The organism is Candidatus Formimonas warabiya, from assembly GCF_002777255.1.
GTDB lineage: Bacteria > Bacillota > Dehalobacteriia > Dehalobacteriales > Dehalobacteriaceae > Formimonas > Formimonas warabiya.
This window is the reverse complement of record NZ_CP017634.1, coordinates 4,333,199-4,360,082: the sequence shown is the minus strand read 5'-3', so window position 1 is coordinate 4,360,082 and position 26,884 is coordinate 4,333,199. Positions and strand designations below refer to the sequence as shown.

Genomic DNA, 26,884 nt, shown 5'->3' with positions numbered 1-26,884 from the left:
CCTAATTACAGAAAGAGAAAGGCGCGGTGATTGTTATGGTTGAAATGTCAAACGCTGCTCATACCGCAGAAAGTTGCTGAGGACCGAAGAAAGATGCTGGTCAGCATCCTATGGAGATCAATACGGAGCATTGTCAAATTTGCGGTCAGCCGCTGGCATACTTAAGCATGGGCAGGGAAATGACCTGTAATAAATGTGGAAAAACGGAAATTGGGAACATTTGTTGTCCAAGTGAGCATTATGTGTGTGACGATTGCCACGGAAAAGATCTTTTTGAATTTATTTTACATAATATTGAAACGTCATCTGAAAAGAATCCCTTTACGATTGCAGAGCAGTTGATGCGTCATAAAAGGGTCCCCATGTTGGGTTGTGAAAATGCCTGGATCGCCGCTGGAGCATTCCTTATTTCACTTAAAAACGAAGGAACACTAAAAGTAACCAACGATCATATCCGGGAGGCCTTGCAAAGAACGAAAAAACAAGCTATTGGCGGATATTGCGGATTAACTGGCGTCTGCGGCATTGCTCCGGCCATCGGAGCCTGTTTTAGCGTTATACTAGGAGCAGCGTGTCCCAAAGACCAGGAAACATCTCAGACCATGACCGTTGTTGGGGATATCATTCATGCCATCTCCTCGCTTACTGGCCCGTGCTGCTGTAAGGCCTTTGTCAGGGTTTCTCTGGATAAGGCTGTTGAATACGCGCAAAGGTTCTTTAATGTTTCCTTAGCCAGTGCAGACAAAAACATGGACTGCACCTATACGGCACGCCATCCTCACGGCTGCCGAATGGAGAAATGCCCATATTATAAGCTGGATGAGGCAGGCAGTATCCTTCCTAAAATTGTTTTCCTTGGATCATCATGATTAGATTACTAATCTGTGTTTTACCGTTCTCCACATCCTGTTGTAATAGTGACCGCAACTGCTGATCGTTGGTAATATTGGCCATGGCCGCCGACTTGTTAATGCAGGTAGTTTTAAATTTAGATCTCATGGAGCTCGAGCATTTCATGAAGAGCTAAGTTTTGGGACGGCATGCATATTTCACCTCCTTTTTGGGGGGTTATTTGTTTTCCCTGAATATTATTCTTTTTCTCAGGGTAACTTATACCCAAGAATTAGGAGGTGAAAAGTAGATTGAAACATCTTACCGCGGTCTTAATCAAATTTGGCATCATTGCTATAGCTCTGGAGATAGTATTGAACTTACTTTCTGATTTAACTTTTGGGCAGATTCTTATCGTCAGTGTAGTTGTCACGGTCTTGGCCTACCTAATAGGGGATCTTTTGATTCTTCCCATGTCAAACAATACAATTGCTACCGTCGCAGATTTTGGTCTGGCACTGGTCACAATATATGCCTTTGATTGGGTATACAGAAACGCGGAAATTTCCTTTTTTGATGCAGCACTGGCAGCCCTGGTTCTGGCTGCAGGGGAATGGTTTTTCCATAAACTTGTTCCAAATTTTTTATCGGCTAAATAGATCTGGTTGTCTCCTTTCAGTTTACAAGGCCTGCAAGTGCCCCTTGCAGGTTTTGTACTTTTTCCGGCTGAATTTTTTGCATAACTAAATTATTTTGAGTAAAAATAATAACGTGGTGCAAGTTATACTTCTCTGTTTTTGAGGAATAGGTGCCTGGTCGAGGGCACCTATTTCTCTAAGTCCCGGATACCAGTGATAGAGGATTCTATCTAAAAAGACTGCAGGAGGTAATTTGGATGTTTAAACATGAAAAACAGCTTTTGGAGATTGTCAATGTTGAGAGGCCGAACCCCACGTATGCTGTCATGCTTCAAGAGCAGCTGGGTGGACCTCAGGGTGAACTGAAAGCAGCGATGCAGTATATTTCCCAAAGCTTCCGCATCAAGGATCAGGCGATCAAGGACATTTTTTTAGACATTGCGTCCGAAGAACTGAGCCACATGGAAATGGTTGCTACCGCCATTAACATGTTAAACGGTCATGATCTTCAAGCGCCGGCTGCTTCTATCGGCAATATTGAAGCACACGTCTTATCAGGTTTAAATCCCATGCTTACGAATGCTTCAGGAGAACTTTGGACGGCGGCTTACGTAAATGTTACCGGTGACCTCCCGGCCGATTTGCTCTCCAACATTGCTGCGGAACAAAGGGCAAAGGTGGTTTATGAATATCTGCACAGGCAAATAAATGACAAACATGTCCGGCAAATGATCGATTTCTTACTTAACAGAGAAGAAGCCCACAATACCATGTTCCGGGATTGTTTCCAAAAGATCGAGGATACCGGTTCTAACCGGGACTGGGGCGTTGATAAGGATGCCCGGTTATACTTTAATCTATCCACCCCGGGAAATTTCATTGGAAATCAATTGCATAACCCCCAGCATCCTTCCTTTAACGAGCCCCAGAACCCGCCCCAACATTAGAGATTCTGCTAAGACCCGTTGAGGGAGGTACGAGATGGCGGACCAGTACGAAATAGCGGATAATACTGAGCTATTTTACAAATGTTCCAAATGCGGTCGCATGTTTGAGCCGGAGGACAACGGAAATTCCACCTGTCCTGTTTGTGGTAATTCTTGCAATACTGATTCCTGTAAGCTAGTGGACGGGTCCAACGAGGATTATTAATAAGGTTAGCCGATTTAATTGGTAAGGTAATAAAAAGGAAGTCTCCGTTTGATCACGGGGACTTCTTATTTATAGGGAGGCGAGGTAATTAATATAAAAATATAATATGAAAATATTATATTTTTTGAGCATGCCAATCATCAAGCATGTTAGTGATTTTAAGAACATGGTAACTAAAACTTTAGATTTTTTATTAAAATAGAGTCGTTGCCTTCCAAAAATTGTATAGAATGGTTTATGGTTTGAAGGGAAAAATATCTTCATCATGATTAGGGAGGAATTTTATGCGTGATTTAACACCGGGAGAAATGCTTTCTCTTAGAGAAATGTTAACAGCTGAAACTACTGGACTGGTTAGCCTAAAAACTATGCAACCGCTGATCTCCGATCAAAAACTGAAAAGTGCCTGTGAGTCCGGAATCCAGACTGCTGAAGCAAGGATTAGATCTATGCAACAGTTTCTACAGGAAAATCAAGTAGTTTCTCTTGGGGAGGTGCAATAAATTGGGACCGATGAAAGACCTTTTCGGAAATAATTCATTAACTGATGACAAGTATGTAGCTTTAAGCATGATGGGGAGTTCAAAAGCATCTGCATCCGGTTACTTAATGGCAACGTTGGAATCAGCCACACCGGAAGTGCGCCACCTTTTTTCAGGGTTCTGCACACAAATTACCCAATCCCATGAGGCTCTGACAAATCTTGCAATTGAACGCGGCTGGTATCAAGCTTATGGCGACCCAAAGAGTCAATTACAAGAGGTAGTATCCGACTCCACAAAAGTTACCTCAAAACACGCTTAACGGAACACCCCGGTTTGTACCGGGGTCGTTTAATAATATTCGACTGGAGGCCTTATGATGATTAATGAGATGGTCAATCAGTTATCGCAAATGACAACCACATCTCAAGCAATTATTCAGATATACTAATGCTTTAAAACGCTTTTATTGTGGGTGGTTCTAATTCAGAAACTGGTGAGTGGGTCCTTATTGATACGGGATTAGAAAGCTCCAACTAATTAGTTTTGTCTCAAGGAGGGAATCTTTTTGGAAATTCGAGAAAATTATATTGTACCCCTTGGTTACGGTAAATTTGTTCGTTCAGATAAAATAATCGCACTGGAACCAATTGAAGATGAAAGGGGTCCTGGTCGCAGAACTAAGGTATATGTGGAAGAAGTCCCATATCCAATCACTGCGTCCCGCACGGAAAATGCCATTGTTTCCAACATTGTTGAAACCCCTCGGGAAACCCTGGAGGCGATAGCTGCCTTTGAGTTGCTCCAGGATATTCTTGATGATATTGATAAAATTGGCTCCATGCTCAGGAATAGTATAAAAAAAGAAGCAGGGCTGGACCTGGGAAAAATCCAAAAGAGGATCGAAGAGATTCTTGGCCATCAAATAGGTTCCGAACCTAGTTGATCGCTGCTCAGTTTCTAATATATTTGGGGTGAATGCAGCAAAACAGAATATCCAAAGTCAAAAACCAAAATTTAAGAATCCCCCAAATCCTTGGCTATTTTCTTCCCTTCCTCCCGCAGCTTCTTTTTGTTCCTTTTAATGTCATTATCATGCACCCGGGTCTTGGGATTAATGGTCCAGAAATTTCTTGGTCCTTGTACCAATTTAACTTTTTTCTTCTTCATCATAACCACTCCATATACTTTCAGTTTAGCTAAATCAAAACACTTTCCCTTTGGGGATAAAAGGCAGATTACTCCCCTTGGGTATTAAATATACGTGTTCCCTGTGTACCCTTATGCCTGCAACATCAGGTCTGATTTTACCCCTCTTTTCATCGTTGAACCGGATGGAAGGGTCGGTTTTTTTCTTTGTCAGAATCGCTTCTATCCATGTAAGACTGGATAAATCGGTCCGGAGATGTTGCTTTATCAAATATTTTGATCAGTTCGGCGCAATAGGATTCCAGGTCCGCCTTTGCAGCAATATTCCGGTTAAACAGATATTCCCCAATCGCTCCCTGGATGGCATTGGCCATGACGTAAACATTGAACTCCCCAAATTCACCTTTGGTTTGGCCATCGCGCAATATCTGCTGAAGCTCAAGGATCACCGGTTCCTCTTCGTTGTCGCCCAACTTATAATAAGGAACGTTCTCGGATGTGCGGGCATTAAATATAATCTCCAGGAGGGCGGTATTGTGCTTGGGATGGGTGCCCTGGTGCGCAAGGCTTGATGCAATGTATATATGCAGTTTCTCCCGGGCCGTGTTCGCGGCTTTTGTCCTGTCCAATACATAGGAAGTGGCGCCCTCTAACAGCGTCATCAAAGTATGGTCCATGAGATCATTTTTGTCTTTAAAATGGTAAGAGATCAGCGCCGTACTGATACCGGCTCTTTTTGCTATTTGGGCAAGACTGGCGTTGACATAACCGATTTCATCCAGGGTGGTAATGGCGGCATCGATGATTTGGGCGCGTCTTGCCTCGGTAATGAAGGATAGTTTTTCATCCGTCTTTTTTTCGTTCATCATTTCTTCTCCCCGGGTGTTTTTTCTAAACTGCCGATCCTACTTCGCAGTGTGACCAGAACAAAGACTGCCGTCATAACTCCATGTTTTCAGACTGAATATGACAGATTCTGCGTGCTGCGATGATCAGCAACACCACCGCGCCGGAGGCAAAGATCCCATTGCCGATGAAGTGGATAATCTCCGTTCGCCCCAGCAGCATCGTGAGGATAAACCCGCCCCAGGCATAGGTGAGCAGGGCACCCCCGGCCAGTGCAAGCCGGTGGGCCGGCCCCCAGCCCTGACGCCGTGACCATCGGGTGATCAGGGCAGTGATTACGGCAAGCAGGAAGAGTTTAATAGCCACGCCCATCCAGCTTTCGCTTGCCGCGAAGAAGAGGCTGGATATCACGAACGACAGTATGCCTACCTGCCATGAATGGGGTGTCCGCCCGCCGGTCTTCGGGTGAGGCCGCCTCCCGAGTGCGAAGGCAATGCCGATCAGTACCAGGGCAACAACGGCCGCCCCAATCAGCTGCGGCGCCGATGCCAGGAATTGTTCTTCTTCCTGTATGTTACGAAAGAGGAAAACAGAACCAAGGAGATACAGGCCGCCGGTGATTAGCAGTCCCGCCTTGCCCAGCCATGGTCTTGTGCTTCTCCCGGGCACGAGTGTCTCGACCAGGGCAATGGGCACCCCGATGCTCCAAACTGCGTGTCCGGCGAGAAAAGCCAGCCCATTATAAGCACTAATGCCCAGTACCGGGATGTACGCAGCACTCTGGAAGTCGTGACCTTCGAAAGACGGGTTGAAGAGAGACTGGTCAATCAGGCCTGCTTCGATTAAACCGTAGGCCAGGCCAAGGAAAATGATGGTCGGCCAGCCGCGCCCGGTACGGCGCGTCGTCTCGCGGATGAGAAGCGCACCGCCTCCGTACATGGGGGCAAGAAAGGGCAAGGCCCAGATATCCTGAATGGAAATGTTGCCAAGCAGGTACTCTCCCACCAGCGGAGCGAGGAAGCACAGCCCGAGTACGGGAGCGGTACGTGGAAGGAAGAGCCCGGACCGCTTCCCCCCGGGCTTCGATAGGTCTTGGGACGCAATTTTATTTCCCATTACTCTCCTCCGTATTATTACCATAATCAATACAAATAAGGGATTACCATTTTATCGTAGTTTTTTTGATCACTTAAATAAATCATTGATCGTTTGATCAAATTTTAGCATGCAGAACCTCCCGTGTCAACCCGGATTTGCCCAAGTACACGGAATCACACGGGGACGGTCCTATTGATTCTAATGAATCGAATCAATAGGATCGTCCCCGTGATTCCGTGATTCTTAAGGCGTAAGTTAATCCCTATTTGAATTCAATCTTGCCGGATAAGTCGGTCTTTATCCTGTATAACTTATCAATCTTTGAAGAATTACTATCTGACAAATAGTAAATATTATCGCTATAAACATTTATATATTTTGTGTACGCATGAATCAGCCGTGAATTCACTGTGCCGACGATAGTTATCCTATAAAGCTTTGATTTGTCAGAATTATTACTATAGTAGATCCAGAATCCACCGACCCTGATATTGCTTACCGTATGGTCCGTCAGTTTTGTTTTTCCGGTTCCATCGGCTTTGATCATATACAATCTGCCTTTGTCCGAAATGTTGCTATAGTAAACCCGGTCCTGTCCGTCGCCAAACCAAATAACATTTATATAATTACCGCCATCATCAGTCAGCTTTGATGTTTCGCCAACTTTAAGGGTGTTTCCATACCCCTCCAGCTTTACCGTGTATATTGGCGATTTAATTGCATTTCCGTTGTCGTCAAACTCTTCAGGTACACTATAGTAGATCACATGGTCAAGTATTGTCCATGAAGAAATATTTTCCACATTAACGATATTTTTTAATTCTTTACCGTCTAAGTTCATTTGGTATAGACCAAACTCCTCATCCTGGAAAAAAATCTTATCATATTTAATTATCAATTTATGAGGTATGACATCGTGCTCGTTATATAGGACACTCCTATACTTGCCATCCTTGCTTATCTTATATATATTTCCGTTTGCAATATAGAAAATCCAGTCATTTTGTATTATCATACTTTCTATACTATCATCACTTAACTTCATCCGGTTCGAGGAGTCTGTTTTCATTTTATACAATCTGCCCTTATCCGACGTACTTGAAAAGTAAATCCAGTCATCAAATTGAGTTATAAATTCCCTATTCTCCATATTAATAGGCGCGCTATCAGCAAATGAAATAGATAACTGCGTACTTAAAGCAAGCAGAAAAAAGAGAACAGTAATAGCCATGCTTTGTACATGGTTTTTCTTTTTCAGTAATTTCATTGAATCACATCCCTCCCATTTTTCTAGATTTTACTGTCATAGCTGTTTTTGTATATTTCATTTTACCATAGCGAGCTATTTTCTTCAAATATTTAGCATTTATGTAATTGTAATGGGGATAAAAAAACAGAATTATTCCGCTGATTGCCACAGTTCTGCCCCTTATGAGCTAACAATCTAGCTAATCTCTTTCTCCATTTCGAAAAAAGTGTCACTAATATTTCCCACAATTATCGCTGAAATTTCTTGGCCTGCACACAGCGGTCCGCTTCCTGCGGGGACGTCGATCAGGGCATTGCAATTAATCATTGACTTTAAAATACCGTTTCCCTGTTCACCGGTTAGTTTTACGTAATGTGTCCCGTTGATAGCCTGTAGTTTTCCCCTTAAAAATCTTCTTTGGGGGCTGGATTTCAAAAAATTATCTGCTAAGACTGCCGTAACCCGAGGCGGCATCCGCCGGTTTAAGCCCATCATTTTTTTAATCACCGGCACTGCAATCAAATCAAAGGTAACAAGAGCCGCCGCAGGGTTTCCCGACAAGCCGATAATGATCTTTTTGTCTTTTTCCGCCGCAAGGATAGGTGAACCGGGCTTCATGGATACTTTCCAAAAAATCATATTTGCCCCCGCTTGCCGTAAGGCGTCCTGGACGACATCAAAGTCCCCTACCGAGACTCCTCCCGTTGTAATCAAAATGTCGGCGGCTTCCAAGCTCTTTACAATGTGTCCGGAAATCAACTCTTTTTCATCGGGAACAATGCCCATGACAATTGGATCGGCTCCTAATTCCCCACATAAAGCCGCCAGGTTATAAAGGCTGCTGTTGTATATTTTTCCCGGGCAGGGTTCTTTAGCCGGATCGATTAACTCGTCCCCCGTACTGATAATAGCAATCCTTACTTTTCGGAGAACCGGAACTTCCGCTATGCCTAATCCGGCCAACAAACCTACCAGAGAGGGAGTAATTACTGTTCCTTTTAAGGCGACTATTTCGTCTTTTTTCACATCTTCACCGGCGTAAATAACATTGCTTCCCGGTTTTAAGGGGAACGAGAGATAAATTGAGTTTCCCGTCCTTTTCACATCTTCATATTTAATGACCGTATCCGCTCCTTCCGGAAGAGGGGATCCCGTCATCACTTTTATTGTAGTTCCAGGGGTTATTTTTTGCTTCGGAACAAAACCAGCCCGGACTTCTTCAATTACTTCCAGAGCAACCGGATGAGATGGTTTTGCTTGTTCTACATCTTTAGCGATCAAAGCATAACCGTCTAAGGGCGACTTATGAAAAGCAGGAAGATTTTCCCTTGCTCTGATATTCTGACTCAGTACTCTCCCCAATGCTCCCATCAATGAAACAGAGCCTTCTTCTACCATATTTGCTTTTTGCAGAAGCATCTCCTGAGCTTCTTCCAATGAAACACCGATTCGCATCCCAAATCACTCCTTTCTCAATACTAAACGGCCGTTTTTTCAAGGCTTTTCCCGGGGAGGAGATGACAACCTTAATGTAAACAAAAAAAATGCCTGCACGGACATGCAGGCAAAAGAGATAGTCATCTTAACAAGAAAAACTATCTTTTGTGCACCTCCTTCGCAAAAAGCAAGCAATAGAATTTCTTCTATTACTCTGTGGGCTTGAGCCCAGGCCTTAGATCCATAGCTCCCGCCTTAGGATCATAAGGCTCGGAGAAATTATCGTTTATCCTTATTCCATATTGGCAATTATTATTCGTCATCCGTTGTATAGAACAACTTTTCCTCACTGGTAGAAACTCTGAGCATAAGCCGGCCGCGGCCATATGCAGGCAGCTCCTCCGGATCAAGGACATCCTTGATGCTTTCGAATACATCCGGCAGCGCTTCTCCGTTTTCACTATGACGTTTTGCCCAAAGTTGCATCGCCTCTTCCTTATTCCAGGGAAGGATATTCTTTTTTGGTTGCTGCCGGCGAATGACGGCAGATGGTTTCATCTCTCCGCAATGGAGACAACGCCCACTCTGTTCGGCACATTCCGCGTCATTAAAGCCAAGGCATACTTCGTCAAAGTCTTTACATCTTTCTGATGCGGCGCGACAGCTCGAAGACATGCTCTTTTTCTCCACGTGTGAACGAGAACTGTTGGGAATCATACGGCGGTTTTCATCCACGGAAAGTCCCTGGCAATAGCGATGGATGCTCTCTGCCGTCTCGTTGCCAACGGCTACCGCGGTAATAATATCCGTAGTACCTGTCAGCAAGTCGCCGCCTGCAAATATGCGCGGGTCCTCTGTTTGGAAATTTCCCCGCATCGCAATGCGCTGACTCTCATCTCTTGGCAAGCCAATTGGATACGCCGCTTCTGAAGGACATTGTCCCAATGCCACCAGTACCAGCCCGGCAGACAATCGTAATACGGCGTCTCCCTTTGCATAGCAGGGCGCAAATTTTCCGTTTTCATCCATTACGGATAAACATCTTACACAGTTGACAGCCCTTACCGCTCCGTTAGCCACATCAAAGCTTTGTACCCCATGCTTATCATGAATGATAATACCTTCTTCCCTTGCTTCTTTCACTTCCATCTCTTGCGCGGGCATAGGCTCCTTGTCTTTATAGTCGCTGCTCTCCAAACATACCAGATGAACGTGAGGTGCACCCATGCGCAGTGCGGTACGCGCGGCATCCATGGCGACGCTGCCGCCGCCGATGACAACCACTTCATCCTTTACGGTTTTTAAGATGCCCGTATTTACATCGCGGAGAAAGTCGACAGCGGTACGAATACCTTTACTATCGCTTCCCGGTAAAGAAAGGGAAATCCCCTTACCTGCGCCGGTAGCAACAAAAACGGCATCATAATCGGCAAATTCGGACAAGTCGCTGATACGGTGATTATTTACGAACTTTACGTCTAATTCTTTAATGAGATCAATTTCTCGTTTTAGTACCGCACGGGGAAGCCGGTAAGCAGGAATCCCGTAACGCATCATACCGCCCATTTCTTCGGATTGCTCAAAAATGGTCACGCCATAACCCTTTTGTGCAAGTGCGTAGGCACAGGACAGACCGGCCGGTCCGCCGCCCACGACGGCAACATTCTTGCCGTTTGCCGGCGCACATTGCGGCAGCGTTGCCTTACCTGCAGAGGCATCGTAATCCGCCAGAAAGCGTTTCGTTTCCCGAATGGCGGTCGCATCATCGAAGCGGCCGCGGAAGCAGTCAATTTCACAGGAATGGGTACATACCCGGCCTAAGATACCCGCGAAAGGCGTAACCTCAAGACAAACTTCAAGGGCTTTTGTGTACTCGCCTTTTTCTGTTAAGTCCATATAACTCTCAATGTCCACTCTGGCAGGACAAGCATCACGGCAAGGGGCCGGAGCATCTTGAATAATATATTTTCCCGCGCCTTCACCATATTTTTCTTTCATATCTTTTATTAAGCCAAAGTCAAGGGCACGCAACGAACAACTCAAAACACAGAGAGGCTTTTTCCCGTCTTTCAGGCGGTCAATACACATATCACATTTCAGCATCTTTTCCGACGGGGCATCGCTCAAAAACTGAGGCGAACCATAGGGACAAGCGTTAAAACAGTTTCTGTCGCCTTGACACTTGGCAGGATCGACAAGTACGGCGCCGTAGGTCTCGTCCTTATAAATCGCATGATGTTCACAAGCTTCCATACAACGCGGTTTAGCGCAATGGAAGCACATAATGGGCAGTGCGCGAACATCAATATCCGGAAAAACGCCTTTTTCCCATTGATAAACCCTGATCGGCTTTGCGGGCCCGGGCGGAACATCTTTATACTGCTTGCAGGCAATTACGCAAGCATTGCAACCGGTACAGCGGCTGGTATCGATAAAGAATCCGTATTGCTGCATTACACATTCGCCTCCTCATACTTCTCAATCTGCACCAGATTTGTAGCGCGGGCGGGTGTAAAGTTACTTGCCTTATCCCCACCTAATAAGGTATTCGGCGAGGCTCCCCTATCGATGCCGTTTTCATCCGGCTCATAATTGCCGCCCTGATGGATTAAAGCCGTCCCGGGCATAATACGGCTCGTAACATAAGCAGGCATGATTATTTTCCCGCGATCGTTGTAAACAAGTATCTTATCGTTATCTTTGATGCCGCGCTTTGCCGCGTCAACCGCATTGATCCAGACTCTGTGCCTGTATACATGTCCGCGCAGCCAAGGATTAATCCAGTGTACATAGTGAACACGATAACGGCTGTGCGAGGTAAGCAACATAATAGGATATTCCTTCGACTTCGGATCATCCATACCATGACGGCCAACCTTATACTCGGGGGACGAGGGCATATCCTTCCAATCCGCCGGCAGGTTATCAATCAGCTTGCCGTCAAAAGTATAGTGTTCGCTCTTCCCTCTTTGGCTTTCGTCTTCAAACAAGGGGTAATAAAACTCAATCTTACCGGAAGGAGTCTTAAACGGCTTATTTTCCTTCATCTGAGGCACAAAACCGGTCAACGGTTGATCTTCCAGTTCATCACAGTTGAGAAATTCACCATTCTGGAAGTTATCATAAGTCGGAATCGTTTTGCCTCTTCCCTTATAATACTCTTCAACATCATGGTACATTTCACGCAATCCGTTTTCCCAGTCTTCTTCCCAACTGCGCTTTCCGGTATAGTATCTAAAGAAGTTTTTAGGATCAACACCCAACCTTTTGCAGATCTCTACATAAATCCAAACCCATTGCTTTGTTTCTCCCGGAGGCTCGACGACGCCGGGATTCCCTTGAACCGCCTCAAATACACCATAAGGCGCTGTACGGCTGACGTCGCTTCCTTCCCAGATCCAATCCTGTACCGGAAGAATAATGTCTGCATAACGGACAGTAGGCGTCATAATACTATGGGCGGTAATAATAAAATCCATTTTATTGATCGCTTTAATCTGATCGCTGGCAGTATCACATGCAGTAACCAGATGGTTAGAAGCATGGGGTTTACTGCCGCCGCCCCAGAAAAGAAAACGGGGATTGAATTGATCCACCAGACTCTTATCCGCCCGCCAACCGACGGAACTCATATATTCCTCAGCGCTGATCTTACCGCTTTTATAGTCGTCAAGCAGCAAAACAGCCTGCGCCCAATAGTGGCTGCGGAAAAGCTTCGGCACTTTATAAGGTCCGGGTTCACTATAAGTGGTGCTAAAATAGCCCATGGGCAGATCCTGTACCTGGCCGCCCGGGTGAATGGCGGGACCGCCGCCAGGCTTGCCCCAATTGCCCAGCATAGCCTGGAGCGCGGCAAAGGTGGATATCACTTGCTCACCTTGACTCTTACGGCTCAGTGACCAATGCGCGTAAGTCCAGCAAGGTTCATTATCCCAAACAAAATGAGCCAAAGCTCTGATGGTTTCAGCAGGTACGCCGCATTTTTCGGCTGCCCATTCCGGTGTTTTCGGCGTTTTATCATCCCCATTGCCCATAATATAATCTTTGAATTTCTGAAAACCGACCGGCTCTACATATTTTTCAATAAACTTTTTATCATAGGTATCTGCCTCAAAGAGTGTGTACGCCATTCCCATCATTATAGCGACATCAGTACCCGGTTTGATCGGAATCCACTGATCTGCCAATGTACGAACCGCCATACTGTAACGGGGGTCAATGATAATAACCGGCTTACCACGCTCCCGGGCCAATTTTATGTACCAAGCGAAAGCATGGGCCGGTCCTTGGTGACCTACGGTGGGATCACAGCCCCAAAGCACAATCGCTTTACTGTGCGTCAGCATATCCGCTCCTGAACTGGAGGACCAGTTTTGCACTTCCCAGCCCTCTCCGCCCGTTATCATTTGAGCCATCAAACGGGCAGCGTCGTAAGAGCACCAGCCCCAGCCCTCTGCGCCTGCGCCCCAATAGGACATAATACGCTCATAAGTTTCATTGGGCATATACGGACTGATAATCGATAAAGGACCGTATTTTTCCCGTGATTCTATCATTTTGGAAGCGATCGTGTCGAGCGCCTCATCCCAGGTAATCCGTTCATATTCGCCCGCGCCCCGCTCCGTCCCCTCCTTACGTTTAAGAGGGTATAGGATACGCTCGGGCAGCTGAGCATACTTATGCCAAGTTAATCCCACCACGCAAGGACGGCGCTGGATGCGCACTTTTTGCAGGTCTTCCTCCTCCATATAAGCGTCTTCACGGCCACAGTTGTAGTTGTATCGGTCATCCGGTTCCACGGAAATAACTTTGCCATCTTTCACATTAGCCTTAATAATACATTGATAGCTGCCGCCACAATTGCAACGGCAAGCTGTATAAAAAGTACTTCCATCATCTTTGTGCTGGGTTTTACATTTCATATCCATGTACACTCACTCCTCTTTTGTCAAATATCCCTATTTAATAGGCGGATAACCTGCATTTTTTAACCATCTTTTAGGTTAGTTGGGCGACAGAATCGGCTGCCGTAACCAATAATTATTCAGAAGAGATATTGATGGTATTTTCTTATAAATCCGTCAGTATATATAATAATTTGTTAGTCAGACTAACAAAAATATACTTGAGTGGTTCGCTTTTGTCAATAATTTTTTAAAACAATATAATTGGACAATTTAGGATATTTGTCTATGCTGCCAGAAGGTGAGACACAAAATCGAAAAAATAAGTGATACTAGGAACATCAATAAGAAAAAATAGTGAGCCCTTGACAATATTAGAATAGAGCGTTTTTTTAAGGAAATTTACTTAAAAATCTTTGCTTTGTGTCTTGACGACGGGAATATTATAAATATCCCAAATAATCATAATAATATGGAAAAATTATTGACAAAAGCAAACTTCTCAAGTATATTTTTGTTAGCTAGGCTAACAAATCATTATATATACTGACGGCCTAATAAAAAATATTATAAATACCTAGTTCGGTAAAGAGCAGGGTGTTACATCGAAAAATAACATAGGCAGCAAACAGGCATCCCTGGTTGCTGATTTGCAGTTAGCCTTCTGCCTGAAAAAAAATAATTACCCGTTAGGGAATAAATTAAATTTTCCTTATTTATTACACTTTTTTTCTTAGAAGGAGGCATATAGCATTGAAAACTATCATGGGCTTTTATCAGCAGGACAATCAGTTTAACGATCTGGAAAAAGAGTTTCCGCAAGTGGATTTTGTTTATCCATGTACCCTTGAGGAATTGGCCCAGGAGTTGCCGGATGCGGAAATATTAGTTATGTTGGGTACTAAGTATAGCCCGCAAGTGGCTAAACTTGTCCTTGATTTGGGCAAGAATATCAAATGGGTGCAATCAACTACCACCGGTGTGGATGCCTTCTTAAAGTCCGGTTATCCCCATCAGGCAGTATTGACCAAAGGCGCCGGGATTTGGGACGTCTCTGTCGCCGAACATGTTTTGGCGTTTATACTGGCTTTAACCCGCCATATCCCCCATCTGGAGCGCAACAGACAAGCACATGCCTGGGACCGGGATCGAACCTGGAACCTGATGGGTTCTTTGGCAGGGAAAACCGTAGGTATTGCCGGATATGGCAATATAGGCAAAGAGATTGCCCAAAGACTGAACGGTTTTAATGTTAAGATCAATGCTTATGTCCGGTCCTTAAATGTTAAAGACGATAAATTAAACAAATTGTATTTTCCGGGTGAATTCAACGCCTTCTTAAAGGATAGCGATATTATAATTCTCATGCTCCCCTGTACGCAGGAAACCGAGTATATCATTGATACGGAACAGTTTGATCAAATGAAACCGGGCGCGATTATTATCAATGCGGCCCGCGGTAAGCTGATCAGGGAAAGTGCCTTGGTTCAGGCCTTAAAACAAGGTAAAATAGCCGCTGCCGGTATAGATGTATTCGAAGAAGAACCTTTACCTGCAACGAGTGAATTGTGGGACTTTCCCAATATTATTCTCTCGCCCCACTGCGCAGCTACCGGCGATCATGATATTTTATATACCTGCCGGTTACTGAAAGAAAATATCAAGCGTTATCTTAATGGCATGGAGCTGCTGTATATGTTTGACAAAATAAAAGGTTATTAAATTTAATAGTTGTTTCATGGTGCAGGAAAACCCAAAGTCAATGATGCGCCGACTGTCCCGGTCGATGATGGCAAACAGATACATGAAGCCTTTTGTCATTCAAATATTGATGATCTTAATCCCCCAATTTGTGTCTCATCTTATGGGAGCATTATATTTATTGGAAAGGGGGTATGTTTGGAAAAATTTTCGGATGTTTTGCTTCGTTGGTTTAACGTATCACCGTAGATTAGGAGTATTAAAGGGGGAGGAAAATGCTTATGAAAACGAAAAGAAACAAAATATTTATGCTGGTATGCCTTTTGATGATGATGGCTCTTATCTTGACCGCATGTGGTTCTAAAGATGCTGCTAATGAAGGAACCGGGGATAATGCGGCACAGGGGGAAAAAGAAACAGTCAAAATTGCTTTTATCGGCCCATTGACCGGCTCTAACGCCACCGAGGGGATTGGCCCCCGTAATACCTTTGACCTGGCTGTAAAACAAGCCAATGCCTCCGGCGATCTGCCTGTTAATTTGGAAGTTGAATTCTTTGATGATGCTTCCAACCCTGGAACCGCTGCTTCTGTTGCGCAGAAGATCGTCAGTGATCCGTCTATCGTAGCTGTCAGCGGTCACTGGAACACCGGTTGTGCCGAAGCTACTAACCCGATCTTTATTTCTGCGAGTATTGCCGACTGCATTTGGGGGGCCATTGGACCTTCGCTTACTGTCAAAGAGAATATGCCTTATATTACCCGGGTTTGCCCCACTTCCGTACAGGAAAACGTTCCGTTGGCCGCGTTTGTTATTGACAAACTTGGTTTAAAGAAATGGGCCGTTATCTCCAGTACTACTGTTTATGGGAAAGCTAATTCTGAAGCTTGGAGAAGCGAAGTTGAAAAACGTGATGGCGGCACGATCGTTTCTTTGGATGAAATTACCGACGGTTCTACCGACTTCCGTCCCATTTTAAGTAAGATTAAAAACGAGGATATCGACGCTTTGTATTATGGCGGTAACATTATGGAAGCCGCTCTGATCCGCAAGCAGATGAATGAAGTTGGTTTACAGGACGTGATGATGTGCGGTATTTCCGGTATCGTATCGCCTAAGTTTGTTGAAGTTGCTGGTAAAGCAGCTGAAGGCGTTGTAGTAACCCAACCTGGTGCGCCTACCGAAAAAATGCCTGGCGGCCCCGAATTTATCAAAGCTTACGAAGACGCTAAATATTCGGATCCTTACGGCGCTTATGGCGCATATTCCTATGATTCTGCCAACATCATTATTCAAGCCATTAAAGAAGTTGGTAAAGCTGACCGTAAAGCAATTGCCGAAAAGATTGCTGCCACTAAATATGAAGGTTTGCTAGGCACCACCACATTTGACGAAAATGGTCAGACCACCAACTCTTTGTCCACGATCTATGTGGTACAGGATGGACAATTTGTAGCTTGGGACGATTCCAAATATGCTACCAATGAATTAAAACTTCCCGGAGCAAAATAAATTATTTCTTGGTTGGGGGCCGCATAAATTTGCGGTTCCCATCCAATATTTTAGGGGGAAAACAAATGGAAATTATTGGGGCACAGGTTTTAAACGCTCTAATGTTAGCTTGTACATATGCCCTAGTGGGGATCGGTTTTTCGCTGTTTTTTGGGGCTATGGACATCGTGGTGTTTTGCCTGGGTGATATTGCTATTGCCGGTGCTTTTTGCATTATGGGTTTGGCTACTCTTTCCGGAATAACAGCTGTATTAAACGGTTTCTTGCCGCAATTTGCAGGTAACATCATTGTAATTATTCTTGGAGCCGCTTTTGCTGCCCTTCTGGTTACGTTCATGTATCGTACGGTTATCGTACCTTTTGAAGGCAAAAATATTAATGCTTCTTTGTTAAGTACCATTGCCGCCGGGATGGCTATCCGTGAACTGTTGGGCATCTTCTACCCGGAAGGCCGTAACCCTCAGGCATTTCCCAGTCTATTGCCGGAAGGCTATATGTTTAACAATACGATGCTATCCTACCGCAATATTATCATTATCGCTGTGACGGTGTTAATTGTTCTGCTGCTTTATTGGTTTGTAAACAAAACTAAGACCGGTTTATCTATCCAGGCCATATCGCAAAATAAAGAGGCCGCGATCATGGTGGGGATCGACTGGAAAAGGATGATTATTCTTACCTTTATTATTGGTGGGTGCATGTTGGGAATCGGCGGATTTTTAACAGCTTCCTACTATGGTTCTTTGCGGTTTGACATGGGTTCCATGTATGGCATGAAAGGATTCTGTGTTGCTGTTGTCGGCGGCCTGGGCAGTATTTACGGTGCCATCATCGGCAGTTTAGTTATTGCCGTAGTTGAGGTTTGTGTTAGTGCCTTTATCCCTGGCGGAACTGCCTATGCAAGTATTGCCGCATTTTTTATCGTTGTCCTGTTTATCCTTTTCAAACCCGAAGGTATTCTTGGCAAGAAGACGGTTGAAAAAGTGTAAATCGGGAAATTAGCAAGGAGGCTGTGTATTTTGGCAACTAATTTAAATGACAAAATTTTAGCTGCATTAATCACTATAGGTACATGTTTATTCCTTTTTATCATTCTTAAATCGACTTTACTTTTGGCAATCATTTTATTGGCTTTGGCGGTGGTAATGATCACCTTTTCTGAAAGAAAAGGCTGGATGGAGCTAGCAATAAAGATATTAGAAAAAAACAGGGCGATCAGCGCTTTAATATTTGTTTTATTTATCCTATTTCTCCCGTTTTTGGCGGAAGGGAATAACTATACTTTACACATTATGATTATGGCAGGTATATTCAGTATCGTGGCTTTAGGGTTGAATTTCCAGATTGGCGGTATTGGCCAGATCAATTTTGCAACTGCTGCTTTTTATGGGATTGGCGCCTATACCACCGCTATTTTGTCTACAAAATTCGGGGTATCTCCCTGGATAGGTACCTTGCTTGCGTTGGTTTCGGCGACTTTGTTGGGCCTGATTGTCGGTTATCCGGCTTTAAAAGCCCGGGGATATTATTTATCCTTAGTAACCATGGCCTTGCAGTTGATGTTTACCTTACTCATAGTAAATATTGACTGGATCGGTGGGCCTAATGGTGTTCCCAATATCCCTTCATACGAAATTTTTGGTTACTCTTTACGCTCACCGTTAAATCTGTTTGGCCTTCAGATGCCATACCAAGTAAATTATTTATACCTGGTTTATCTATTGTTAGCTTTAGCTATTGTATTTTCCAGCCGGATAGCCAGATCACGGATAGGTATTGCTTGGAATGCTATTGACCAGGATCCGGTTGTTGCTTCTTGTCAGGGTGTTAATTTAACCAGTACCCAAATGTTGGCTTTTTGCCTGGGCGCTGTTTTTGCCGGTTTAGCCGGTGGCATATATGCCCATTATACAAGTTTTATTGGGGCTGAAAACTTTGACTTTAGTGTTTCGTTGATTATCATTTGTATGGTTGTCCTTGGTGGTACCGATAACGTTATCGGTGTTGTCGTAGGCGCCCTGTTCTTAACGATGCTGGACGAGAAATTACGGGACTTTGCCAATCTCCGTTTGCTGATGTATTCGCTTATTTTGATTGTCATCCTCATACTCCGTCCCAAGGGACTATTGCCTAAAAGGATTAGGTTATATCCGAAAAAAGGAATACCGGGGTTGGAGAATAATGCCAAGGCAAATTCGGCAGTAGACAGAGGGGGAAGCCACTGATGAGTGTATTAAAAACCGAAAAGGTAGGCATTAATTTTGGCGGATTAAAGGCTGTCGATAGCGTTGATCTCGAAATTGGTGATGAGGTCCTAGGTTTGATTGGTCCTAATGGATCCGGCAAAACAACATTATTGAATATTATCAGCGGTATTTACAGGGCTAGCAGCGGTAAGGTGTTATTAAATGATGAGGATATTACCAGCTTGGGTCCCAACCAGGTAAGGAGTAAAGGGATTGCCCGCACCTTTCAAACCAATCGTCTATGTTTAAACCTGAGTGTAATCGATAATATGCTGCTGGGATTGTATTGCCAGCAAAAAACCAAATGGTGGCAAACCGTTTTTCGACCTTCGGTTAGCCTGCAGGAGATCCATGAAGGTATCAGCCGGTGTTATGAAGTAATGTCCTATTTTAATCCTGGACTGGTAAGTCATGCCTATGAATTGATTTCTACTCTGCCTTTGATTGACAGACGGAGAATTGAGATAGCCCGGGCAATTGTAGGAAACCCTGACTTGCTGCTGCTTGACGAGCCGACCGCAGGGTTGAATACGGAAGAAACTCACCAAATGATTAATGATATCGGTAAGATTCGGACACAAGGCAATAAAATGAGCATTATTATCATCGAGCATGATATGTCCGTTATTTCAAAGATCAGCAACAGAGTTGTTTGTTTGAATGCCGGAAAGAAAATTGCAGAAGGTACTTTTTCGGAGGTTTCCCAAAACGAAAAGGTCTGTACGGCTTACTTAGGAGGCTGAGAAATGTTAGAACTAAAAAATGTTTCAACCCAATATGGACAAATCCCGATACTTATGAATGTCAGCATTAATCTTGAGGCTGGGGAAGCCGTATGTTTATTGGGGGCTAACGGGGCCGGAAAAACAACTTTATTGAAAACGATCTTGGGAATGGTAAAACCTGTTTCCGGCGAGGTAGTATTCAATGGTCAGGTGATCAGTAAATTACCGCCCCATCAGATCATCAAATCCGGTATTGCCATTGTCCCCGAACGGGAAGGTTTGTTTCCCAAGCTATCCTTGGAAAACAACCTCCTCATGGGAGCCTATTATGAAGAGGATAAAGCTAAGATCCAGGAAAGAGTGAAAGAGGTATTTAAGATTTTCCCCTGGATCGAAAAACGGATACACCAAAAAGCCGGTACCTTAAGCGGTGGGGAAAGAAAAATGCTGGGTGTAGCCAGGGCATTATTAGCGAATCCCCAGGTGATGCTTATGGACGAGCCTTCTTTAGGTCTTGCTCCGGCTACAGTTAATGAAGTATTTACAGTAATTCAAAATATTAAAAAAGAAAAAAATATTGCCTTGCTGATTATCGAACAAAATGCCCAAAAAGCATTATCGGTAGTTGAACGGGGATATGTGCTGCAAAAAGGAAGTATCATTGTGCAAGGCACCTCGGAAGAACTCTATAACGATGACTTTGTTCAGAAGTCTTATTTGTGTGTAGACTAAGCATTTAATTAATAGGATTTTTTTAAGTTTGCCATCCCGGTTTTAAATTTTGCTCAAGAATAGAGGTTTTAGTATGCAGGATAAAGCAACTTTGGTGACTATCAATCATCAAAAGCTTTTGAGTTTTGCTCTGGAGTGTTTCCTTTGTACGGGGTTTGAAGAGGAAAGTGCTCAATTGATTGCCGACAGCCTTATCGAAGCGGATTTGCGCGGTCTAAATACGCATGGTGTCATTAGGATACCAATGTATTTGAACAGGGTAAAGACCGGGTTGATCGATCCTTTGGCCCGAGTCAACCTAATCAAGGAAAATGATAATATGGCTGTTTTAGATGCGGGCAACGGCATGGGGCAGCCTGCCAGTGTGTACGCAATGCAAAAGGCCATAGAAAAGGCCGGTGTATCCACTATTAGTATGGTGGGGGTGCGCAACAGTAACCATTTCGGTACGGCAGCCTACTATTCCATGATGGCGGCAGAGCGGCGGATGCTGGGTATCTCTTGCAGTAATACCGAGCCTTTGATGGCTGCTCCTGGCGGGGCCAAAGCTGTGGTAGGCAACAATCCCTTGTCTATCGCTATCCCAGGTGGCAATAAACCGGATATTGTGATAGATATGGCTATGAGCGCCGCAGCGATAGGGAAAATAGTATTGGCACAGAAAAAAGGTGAAAGTATTCCTCTGGGTTGGGCAACCGATAAAATAGGAAATGTTACTACCGATCCTAACGAGGCACTTGATGGTGGTGCGTTACTGCCTTTTTCCGGTCCTAAAGGCTACAGTTTTGCCTTAGCGGTAGACATTTTGGCCGGCATCCTAATGGGTTCGGGTTTTGGCGAAGATGTTAAATCTCCGTTTAATGATTTCCTGAATCAACAAAAAGTGGGGCATATGTTTATGGCTATTAATATCAGTGCCTTCACAAACTTGGAAAAATTTTTGGCTAATGTTGAAGAACTGATCAGACAAATTAAGACTGCTCCGGTAGCTCCTGGGGTTAAAGAAGCCTTCTTGCCCGGGGAAATAGAGTACAACACCAAGTGTACTCGTTTGGTAGATGGTATTCCTTTGCCGGTAGGCTTAATTGACGAACTGAATGCCTATGCTCAGGAATTAACAGTCAAAAGTAGGCTTTAAACAGCTCCCTATCCAAAAATAATCTTGTAAGTTATAAATTTTATACCCCTAGCAAGCTGCGGGCCTCTCAAAATTGAGAGGCCTGCGGCCTTTTGGTTCAATTACATTTGTGTGGTGATTATGATAATCCCTAATCGTTATTCCCGGGCCTTCCGGCGGAGGGTCTTCCTATTCTTTTACGGAGAAAAGAACTAATTGGGCACAGGTGTCGCTTTGATTGACATAACGGTGCTGGAGCCGGGAATTGAAGCAGCCGCTGTCTCCTTTATTCAGAACCGAGGTTTTGCCGTCTACGGTGAGATGGATCTGGCCTTCCACGATCCAGAAAAATTCCAGTCCTTCATGAGCGAAATATTCATAGGAATCGACGTCGGAGTGGGGCGGATAATCGGTCAGAAGGAATTCGATGTTCTGATGAACTGCTTCGGAAAGCAGATAATAAGTGTTTTGAGAGTCAGGCAGGTACCGTATTTGCCTTTTATCGGCTTTGACGACAAAATCGTTTTCTTCCGTTTCCTGACTGTCAACTTTAAAGAAGTCGCTTAAGGTGGTGTCAAGCGCTTTGACGATCTTTTCCAGAGTTTGTAAAGAAGGGCAGGTATAACCGCCTTCGATCTGGCTGATCAGGCTTCGGGAGGTATCGGCGGCATTCGCCAGAGCAGTGATGGTCATATTTTTTTCTTTGCGTAATTCCTGGATGCGTTTACTTGTCTGTTCCAGCATTTTATCAGCCCCCGGGTCTTATTATGCGTGTGGTATCATTAATTATTTAGTTTTAAATAATTTTAACATGTCAATTAATTTAAATCCAGTATTCGTTATATATTTTTATGTATAACGCGTGATATTGTCACCCTCTCAATTATCGTGAGAAAATGTCACCATGGATAGGAGGATAGCAACACTTGCTGATATGCTGCAAGATGGCGTCTTTTCCAATCATGTTTAAATACGTCTCCTGCTGTCCGGCAAAGGAGGCCGCCGGCAGATCCTCCGCTGTGGCGCTGGAACGTACGGCATAGGCAATGGAGCATCTCATTGAGGGCAGCAAAAAACCACACCGGTTTCGATGTGGTTTTCTTGTTCAAAGCCAATAGAGAGCGTCCACAGTGACGCTGCTTTCTTAATGTCTCACTGTCCTCTCTTTTGAGTTCCGCCTCTATATTGCCTAAGACATAATGTTATGTTGAAAACGGCTCATATTTCTCTATGGAAGGTCTCCTTCTATTTGTTTCTTTCTTTTATTTCCAGCCATTCCTCCCGGGTGAGGAAACTCTCTTCCACGTTGCTTTCCATTTCAAGAAACATCCGGTAAGGGACGCTGAAGGAAAGGATATCCTTTTCCACATGTTTGCGGGCGGAAATATCGGTGAGGCCGATAACTCCCTTGGGGTTCTCCGCTTTCCCTTCGTTTAAAGGGATAATGCCGATGCTGTGGCATCCCGCTCCCCAGGGAACGATGACATTGTCGCCGCCATACCGGGCGTAGTTGGCCAGCACCACCAAAGCGGAAATCTGGTCCGGCGCAGCCAAGAAAATCACGACTTCCGGTTTTTCCCCCGGCAAAAGCTTTTCCAGCGGCTTGAACACCAAGTACTCAGTAGGAACATCGCAATAAGGAAGGGCCTCCGCAAATGATTTTGCATATTCGGGAGTTTTCTTGTACGCTTCCCCATGAGCCAAGGCAGGCATATTCTCGAGGATTTTTTTGCCCGTTTCGCTGGCGCAGAATTCTTTATTGCCGTGAGACAGGAAATATTCAATACCCCCCGGGAAATTGCTGAAGGTGCTGAATCCCAGGCCTACACCACCGCCGCCGCAGCCCACCGTCTTCCGGTCAAAAACAGCCGTCCGCCCCTTCCCTGCCGCTTGCAGCATACTGATGATACAGCCCCGGCGGCCTTCCTTGAATTGAAGGGCTTCTGCCGGTTTCTCATCAGTGAATACGAGAGCGACAGGAGAATACCTCAGATTAACAGCCTCCGCGATCTTACTTTTCATTTTGATTCACCCCTCGTTTTTTAGTTAAATAGTAAGGTTTTAGAACCGGATCAGATCCGGCAGCAGATCCGTTAAACTCACCTTCAACCTGCTGTCCTTTCCTTAATGCCAATGTCACTGATCTGTGCATTCTGACTGCCTGATCCCCGATAGATCATGGTTTGGCAAAGTATGTAGCGTTATTTTCATTTATAACTGCCTCATATTTCTCCGTCACTTTATTTTTCTCCTTCCAGATTAAGTCAGTCCTCTCATATTTTCCGTTATTTTTCGCTTATTTCCCCAAAGTTATCCTGCCTCCCTCCCAGGGGAGAACACCAGAGGGTTCTCCTAATTTTGCCGGGATAATTCTTCCGGAAACAGGATAATTTTTATTGTCGTTGAAGTAATACCTTAAGATCCTGGTGGAACAACACAGTCATTTACATACCGAATCTATCGTTTCGATTAGAGAACGGGCTGCTTGGACAGGAAAGCCGCTTTTAGCGGTAAAAATATGAATTATTGCGGGAGATGAAGATAATGGCGCTAATACTTTGGGACTATGATGGTGTTTTGGTTAATTCCATGGAGATTGAAGGGAAATATTATACCGCCGCGTGCCAGGAGGCAGGAATCGAACAAATCCGGACCTATGAGGACCTGGCAAGGCTTTGTGAAGGCAATTACTATGAAGAATGTGTGAAAGCCGGAATAGATCTCAAAAAGGTTGAGGCTGCCACAGGTATTTTTGAAAAAACGATTAAGGACCGGAACTGTCAAATCCCGGTTTTTCCCGGGATTCCGGAGATCATGACGGCAACAGCGCAACAGTTCCCTTCATATATCGTTACCTCTAATTCCTCCATAGCGGTGGCGGCCATGCTGAAACACCACCAAATCGAAGGAATCCGGGAAATCCTTGGATTCGAAGCAGAAAAAAGCAAGGCCAAAAAGATCAGCTATGTCAAAGCACTTTTTCCCGGAGAAAAAACATATTTCATCGGCGATACCTCAGGCGATATTCTGGAAGCTCACGCCGGTGGCGTTGATGTCACCATCGGCGTGACCTGGGGATGGCACAGTGCCGAGGTTTTGACTTACTCCCATCCTGACTATCTCTTCCATGAAGTGTCGGAGCTCAGAGATTTTTTGTATGCCCTGTCCGACAGCACAAATGACGCACATATCGCAAATTAATGTCAAGGGACCTGTCCCCGTGACATTCCCTTCTTTCAGTGCGCACGTTGTGTGCTTCATATATATTTCCAGAAATCATCGCTCCTGCGATGCGATGTAAGACAACCGACTAACCTCATGCGAAAGCCTCTGGGGGACAGCAGCATGCCGGTAAAGTCAGAATTAGACAGCAAATACTGTCGGGTAGCCTGACGAGTAGGCTACAGCGTATTTTAACTGTCAAAAACAATTATTGTGATTTTTCACCAGCCATCTTGATTTCCTTCTCCCAATCAAACCGTGCCCGGATGTAATGCTCCAGGCTGTATTTCCACTCTGCGCAATCCGGCCTATCTTTGTTGACGAACATTGCCCGGTAGGCGCAGCTTCCCATGCAAATGGGCAGCATCTTGCATTTTACACAGTCCTCATACTCGAAAGGCTCCCAGGTCAGCCAGCGGATTTCATTCATACGTTCCTGCTTGCTCCGTTGCTCAATGTCCACAATGTTACCGATACGAGCCGGCTTGTGGCCGATTTCCGACCAGCACTTGTACATGTCGCCGTCCGGATCGAGTACAAAAGCGTTCATCCGGTTAGCTCCACAGGTATGGGCAATATGGGGATAATAAGGCTTTTGACCTGTTTTGAAGCCTCTTTGCCGCAAGGTCCCGTGGAAAGTCTTATTCAATACGGTGAATTCTTCCATAGTCGCACAGGAGCTTTCAATGGACTTGCAGCCCGCCGTGTCTGCCGAAATACGGCCCAGTTGGATGGGGATATCCTTTAGATTGTTTTCCTCCAGGATATCCAGAATCTTTAAGGCGCCGTCCATATTAGAACGGTCTACATTAACTCGTAGAGATACTGCCAGTTCATTAGCCGTTAGCAGCTTGATCCCTTCCAGAACTTGATCGAAGGTTGGGCCGCTATTGCCCTTAAGCATCCTACGGCTGTTATGAACTTCAGGTGGCCCGTCAAGCGTAATTTGGAAAGACCTGATACGGCTGTCTTTTAGCTTTTGTACCATGTCCGGGTCTTTCGTAAGCAGGTAGCCGTTGGTAATCATTCCAGCAAAGTAAGTAATTTTGTTTTCTTCGGTGATGGCGATTATTTTCCGCGTCAGGTTGAAGATGATTTCTTTGCCCAAGAGCGGCTCTCCGCCATACCAGGTGATAAATACGCTTTTTACTGTTTTGGCCGCCCGTTCGATATATTTGAGTAATCCTTGCTGTACTTTTTCCGGCATGAAAGCATTTTGTCCATCCCGCTTGTCCTGGCTTTTCCCTGACTGTTCATAGCAATAGGTACAAGCAAAATTACAGCGCAGGGTGGGGGCAATGGTAAGAGCCATCCCCAGCCGATTGTATTTGTTGCTGTTATAGGTAAATTTCAGTATTTTCAGCTCATCAGCTTCGTCGTCCAGAACGAATCCTCCCTGTTTCAGTCCGTCGATAAATTGCTTCGTGTCTACAGGTAAGCTATCATAGTCAAACTGCGGAAGGTTCAACAGATCTATGTGAAGATTCTCCACCTCGGCCAGTGAAGTGGTCAAACTGTTAAAAAGCATTACCTTCCTGGGATCGTCAGTGGGCCAAATAAAGTTATATATAGATGGTTTCATTAATTTCAGCTCCTTAGGAACTTCATAATATTAAAAAAATATCGCAAGGAAGGATTTTGCTACCACATCACCGTCCGTTGCAATAACAGATCGTCCATGTTAAATAAACTTTAATGACGGGATGTCTTGCTATACGCCATTCAACGGGCTATCGACAAGTATGGGTCTAAGCTGAATGCGGTTTGTATTATAGTAATCATGTCCGCTACCTGATGGAATCCACAACCCGAAGGGCTTGCCGAGAATTATGGATTGGCCGGCA

The 26,884-nt window shown here is 44.7% G+C and carries 26 protein-coding genes, 1 pseudogene and 1 riboswitch; of the genes and pseudogenes, 15 read left to right on the top strand and 12 right to left on the bottom strand.

What is annotated here, in order from left to right; translation table 11 throughout:
• Positions 1–35 precede the first annotated feature (35 nt).
• The 7 genes from DCMF_RS19790 to DCMF_RS19760 all read left to right on the top strand — a co-directional run bounded on the left by DCMF_RS19790 (position 36) and on the right by DCMF_RS19760 (position 4,049).
• Positions 36–869 carry a DUF5714 domain-containing protein gene (locus DCMF_RS19790; protein ID WP_349031372.1) on the top strand — a complete coding sequence of 278 codons (834 nt, stop codon included), beginning with the start codon at positions 36–38 and terminating at the stop codon, positions 867–869.
• Positions 870–1,142: 273 nt separating this feature from the next.
• Positions 1,143–1,490 (top strand): DUF2512 family protein, encoded by a 348-nt coding sequence (locus DCMF_RS19780; protein ID WP_148136019.1) that lies wholly within the window; start codon positions 1,143–1,145, stop codon positions 1,488–1,490.
• A gap of 236 nt (positions 1,491–1,726) precedes the next feature.
• The gene (locus DCMF_RS19775) at positions 1,727–2,416 is read left to right on the top strand and encodes a manganese catalase family protein (protein ID WP_148136018.1); all 690 of its coding nucleotides are present in this window, start codon (positions 1,727–1,729) and stop codon (positions 2,414–2,416) included.
• Between the two features lie 34 nt (positions 2,417–2,450).
• The gene (locus DCMF_RS29335) at positions 2,451–2,621 is read left to right on the top strand and encodes a hypothetical protein (RefSeq protein WP_214658751.1); all 171 of its coding nucleotides are present in this window, start codon (positions 2,451–2,453) and stop codon (positions 2,619–2,621) included.
• 284 nt (positions 2,622–2,905) lie between these two features.
• Complete coding sequence (locus DCMF_RS19770) at positions 2,906–3,124, top strand: hypothetical protein (protein ID WP_148136017.1); 219 nt, start codon at positions 2,906–2,908, stop codon at positions 3,122–3,124.
• Between the two features lie 10 nt (positions 3,125–3,134).
• Positions 3,135–3,425: a spore coat protein gene (locus DCMF_RS19765; protein WP_236860351.1), complete on the top strand. Its 291-nt coding sequence runs from the start codon at positions 3,135–3,137 to the stop codon at positions 3,423–3,425.
• A 246-nt stretch (positions 3,426–3,671) separates the two neighbouring features.
• A complete protein-coding gene (locus DCMF_RS19760) occupies positions 3,672–4,049 on the top strand; it encodes a hypothetical protein (RefSeq protein ID WP_148136015.1) in 378 nt (125 codons plus the stop codon).
• Positions 4,050–4,120: 71 nt separating this feature from the next.
• Here DCMF_RS19760 and DCMF_RS29330 read toward each other — a convergent pair whose 3' ends face one another.
• The 8 genes from DCMF_RS29330 to DCMF_RS19730 all read right to left on the bottom strand — a co-directional run bounded on the left by DCMF_RS29330 (position 4,121) and on the right by DCMF_RS19730 (position 13,810).
• Positions 4,121–4,276: a hypothetical protein gene (locus tag DCMF_RS29330; RefSeq protein ID WP_214658750.1), complete on the bottom strand. Its 156-nt coding sequence runs from the start codon at positions 4,274–4,276 to the stop codon at positions 4,121–4,123.
• Positions 4,277–4,422: 146 nt separating this feature from the next.
• The gene (locus DCMF_RS19755) at positions 4,423–5,121 is read right to left on the bottom strand and encodes a TetR family transcriptional regulator (RefSeq protein WP_236860071.1); all 699 of its coding nucleotides are present in this window, start codon (positions 5,119–5,121) and stop codon (positions 4,423–4,425) included.
• A gap of 70 nt (positions 5,122–5,191) precedes the next feature.
• Entirely contained in the window at positions 5,192–6,214 is a 1,023-nt protein-coding gene (locus tag DCMF_RS19750; protein WP_148136014.1) for a hypothetical protein, read from the bottom strand.
• A gap of 244 nt (positions 6,215–6,458) precedes the next feature.
• Positions 6,459–7,463 carry a DUF5050 domain-containing protein gene (locus DCMF_RS19745; protein ID WP_148136013.1) on the bottom strand — a complete coding sequence of 335 codons (1,005 nt, stop codon included), beginning with the start codon at positions 7,461–7,463 and terminating at the stop codon, positions 6,459–6,461.
• Between the two features lie 4 nt (positions 7,464–7,467).
• A complete protein-coding gene (locus tag DCMF_RS29325; protein ID WP_214658749.1) occupies positions 7,468–7,614 on the bottom strand; it encodes a hypothetical protein in 147 nt (48 codons plus the stop codon).
• Between the two features lie 26 nt (positions 7,615–7,640).
• Positions 7,641–8,900, bottom strand: coding sequence for a molybdopterin molybdotransferase MoeA (locus DCMF_RS19740; protein WP_148136012.1), 1,260 nt, complete (start codon positions 8,898–8,900; stop codon positions 7,641–7,643).
• 139 nt (positions 8,901–9,039) lie between these two features.
• A riboswitch (molybdenum cofactor riboswitch) is annotated at positions 9,040–9,170 on the bottom strand.
• Positions 9,171–9,194: 24 nt separating this feature from the next.
• The gene (locus tag DCMF_RS19735) at positions 9,195–11,336 is read right to left on the bottom strand and encodes an FAD-dependent oxidoreductase (protein ID WP_148136011.1); all 2,142 of its coding nucleotides are present in this window, start codon (positions 11,334–11,336) and stop codon (positions 9,195–9,197) included.
• Positions 11,336–13,810 carry a molybdopterin-containing oxidoreductase family protein gene (locus DCMF_RS19730; RefSeq protein WP_148136010.1) on the bottom strand — a complete coding sequence of 825 codons (2,475 nt, stop codon included), beginning with the start codon at positions 13,808–13,810 and terminating at the stop codon, positions 11,336–11,338. Before DCMF_RS19730 ends, DCMF_RS19735 begins: the two co-directional genes overlap by 1 nt.
• Before the next feature lie 729 nt (positions 13,811–14,539).
• Between DCMF_RS19730 and DCMF_RS19725 the strand changes: the two genes are divergently transcribed.
• The 7 genes from DCMF_RS19725 (at position 14,540) to DCMF_RS19695 (ending at position 21,839) form a co-directional block, all read left to right on the top strand.
• Positions 14,540–15,508: a D-2-hydroxyacid dehydrogenase gene (locus DCMF_RS19725; RefSeq protein WP_148136009.1), complete on the top strand. Its 969-nt coding sequence runs from the start codon at positions 14,540–14,542 to the stop codon at positions 15,506–15,508.
• Between the two features lie 260 nt (positions 15,509–15,768).
• The gene (locus tag DCMF_RS19720; protein WP_214658748.1) at positions 15,769–16,998 is read left to right on the top strand and encodes a branched-chain amino acid ABC transporter substrate-binding protein; all 1,230 of its coding nucleotides are present in this window, start codon (positions 15,769–15,771) and stop codon (positions 16,996–16,998) included.
• Positions 16,999–17,063: 65 nt separating this feature from the next.
• A complete protein-coding gene (locus DCMF_RS19715; protein WP_148136007.1) occupies positions 17,064–17,987 on the top strand; it encodes a branched-chain amino acid ABC transporter permease in 924 nt (307 codons plus the stop codon).
• Between the two features lie 30 nt (positions 17,988–18,017).
• Complete coding sequence (locus DCMF_RS19710) at positions 18,018–19,223, top strand: branched-chain amino acid ABC transporter permease (RefSeq protein ID WP_148136006.1); 1,206 nt, start codon at positions 18,018–18,020, stop codon at positions 19,221–19,223.
• Positions 19,223–19,987: an ABC transporter ATP-binding protein gene (locus DCMF_RS19705; protein WP_148137992.1), complete on the top strand. Its 765-nt coding sequence runs from the start codon at positions 19,223–19,225 to the stop codon at positions 19,985–19,987. The genes DCMF_RS19710 and DCMF_RS19705 overlap by 1 nt, the downstream gene beginning before the upstream one ends.
• Positions 19,988–19,990: 3 nt before the next feature.
• Positions 19,991–20,701: an ABC transporter ATP-binding protein gene (locus DCMF_RS19700; protein WP_148136005.1), complete on the top strand. Its 711-nt coding sequence runs from the start codon at positions 19,991–19,993 to the stop codon at positions 20,699–20,701.
• Positions 20,702–20,774: 73 nt separating this feature from the next.
• A complete protein-coding gene (locus DCMF_RS19695; protein ID WP_148136004.1) occupies positions 20,775–21,839 on the top strand; it encodes an Ldh family oxidoreductase in 1,065 nt (354 codons plus the stop codon).
• A 168-nt stretch (positions 21,840–22,007) separates the two neighbouring features.
• Here the strand turns inward: DCMF_RS19695 and DCMF_RS19690 are convergent, their stop codons facing one another.
• The 3 genes and pseudogenes from DCMF_RS19690 to DCMF_RS19680 all read right to left on the bottom strand — a co-directional run bounded on the left by DCMF_RS19690 (position 22,008) and on the right by DCMF_RS19680 (position 23,840).
• Complete coding sequence (locus DCMF_RS19690; RefSeq protein ID WP_148136003.1) at positions 22,008–22,562, bottom strand: helix-turn-helix domain-containing protein; 555 nt, start codon at positions 22,560–22,562, stop codon at positions 22,008–22,010.
• Positions 22,563–22,740: 178 nt separating this feature from the next.
• Positions 22,741–22,863 (bottom strand): annotated as a pseudogene (locus DCMF_RS19685) (PEP/pyruvate-binding domain-containing protein); the annotation flags it as partial.
• A gap of 200 nt (positions 22,864–23,063) precedes the next feature.
• Entirely contained in the window at positions 23,064–23,840 is a 777-nt protein-coding gene (locus DCMF_RS19680; RefSeq protein ID WP_148136001.1) for a DUF169 domain-containing protein, read from the bottom strand.
• Between the two features lie 522 nt (positions 23,841–24,362).
• Here DCMF_RS19680 and DCMF_RS19675 point away from each other — a divergent pair.
• A complete protein-coding gene (locus DCMF_RS19675; protein ID WP_214658746.1) occupies positions 24,363–25,019 on the top strand; it encodes an HAD family hydrolase in 657 nt (218 codons plus the stop codon).
• A gap of 229 nt (positions 25,020–25,248) precedes the next feature.
• Here DCMF_RS19675 and DCMF_RS19670 read toward each other — a convergent pair whose 3' ends face one another.
• Positions 25,249–26,622, bottom strand: a complete 1,374-nt coding sequence (locus DCMF_RS19670; protein WP_148135999.1) for a radical SAM/SPASM domain-containing protein — start codon at positions 26,620–26,622, stop codon at positions 25,249–25,251.
• Positions 26,623–26,884 lie beyond the last annotated feature (262 nt).

What these genes read in the sequence shown, in the direction of transcription:
- DCMF_RS19775 (WP_148136018.1), top strand. Translation starts at nt 1,727, where the DNA reads ATGTTTAAACATGAAAAACAGCTTTTGGAGATTGTCAATGTTGAGAGG.
- DCMF_RS29335 (WP_214658751.1), top strand. Translation starts at nt 2,451, where the DNA reads ATGGCGGACCAGTACGAAATAGCGGATAATACTGAGCTATTTTACAAA.
- DCMF_RS19770 (WP_148136017.1), top strand. Translation starts at nt 2,906, where the DNA reads ATGCGTGATTTAACACCGGGAGAAATGCTTTCTCTTAGAGAAATGTTA.
- DCMF_RS19765 (WP_236860351.1), top strand. Translation starts at nt 3,135, where the DNA reads ATGAAAGACCTTTTCGGAAATAATTCATTAACTGATGACAAGTATGTA.
- DCMF_RS29330 (WP_214658750.1), bottom strand. Translation starts at nt 4,276, where the DNA reads ATGATGAAGAAGAAAAAAGTTAAATTGGTACAAGGACCAAGAAATTTC.
- DCMF_RS19755 (WP_236860071.1), bottom strand. Translation starts at nt 5,121, where the DNA reads ATGATGAACGAAAAAAAGACGGATGAAAAACTATCCTTCATTACCGAG.
- DCMF_RS19750 (WP_148136014.1), bottom strand. Translation starts at nt 6,214, where the DNA reads ATGGGAAATAAAATTGCGTCCCAAGACCTATCGAAGCCCGGGGGGAAG.
- DCMF_RS19745 (WP_148136013.1), bottom strand. Translation starts at nt 7,463, where the DNA reads ATGAAATTACTGAAAAAGAAAAACCATGTACAAAGCATGGCTATTACT.
- DCMF_RS19740 (WP_148136012.1), bottom strand. Translation starts at nt 8,900, where the DNA reads ATGCGAATCGGTGTTTCATTGGAAGAAGCTCAGGAGATGCTTCTGCAA.
- DCMF_RS19735 (WP_148136011.1), bottom strand. Translation starts at nt 11,336, where the DNA reads ATGCAGCAATACGGATTCTTTATCGATACCAGCCGCTGTACCGGTTGC.
- DCMF_RS19730 (WP_148136010.1), bottom strand. Translation starts at nt 13,810, where the DNA reads ATGGATATGAAATGTAAAACCCAGCACAAAGATGATGGAAGTACTTTT.
- DCMF_RS19720 (WP_214658748.1), top strand. Translation starts at nt 15,769, where the DNA reads ATGAAAACGAAAAGAAACAAAATATTTATGCTGGTATGCCTTTTGATG.
- DCMF_RS19715 (WP_148136007.1), top strand. Translation starts at nt 17,064, where the DNA reads ATGGAAATTATTGGGGCACAGGTTTTAAACGCTCTAATGTTAGCTTGT.
- DCMF_RS19705 (WP_148137992.1), top strand. Translation starts at nt 19,223, where the DNA reads ATGAGTGTATTAAAAACCGAAAAGGTAGGCATTAATTTTGGCGGATTA.
- DCMF_RS19700 (WP_148136005.1), top strand. Translation starts at nt 19,991, where the DNA reads ATGTTAGAACTAAAAAATGTTTCAACCCAATATGGACAAATCCCGATA.
- DCMF_RS19695 (WP_148136004.1), top strand. Translation starts at nt 20,775, where the DNA reads ATGCAGGATAAAGCAACTTTGGTGACTATCAATCATCAAAAGCTTTTG.
- DCMF_RS19690 (WP_148136003.1), bottom strand. Translation starts at nt 22,562, where the DNA reads ATGCTGGAACAGACAAGTAAACGCATCCAGGAATTACGCAAAGAAAAA.
- DCMF_RS19680 (WP_148136001.1), bottom strand. Translation starts at nt 23,840, where the DNA reads ATGAAAAGTAAGATCGCGGAGGCTGTTAATCTGAGGTATTCTCCTGTC.
- DCMF_RS19675 (WP_214658746.1), top strand. Translation starts at nt 24,363, where the DNA reads ATGGCGCTAATACTTTGGGACTATGATGGTGTTTTGGTTAATTCCATG.
- DCMF_RS19670 (WP_148135999.1), bottom strand. Translation starts at nt 26,622, where the DNA reads ATGAAACCATCTATATATAACTTTATTTGGCCCACTGACGATCCCAGG.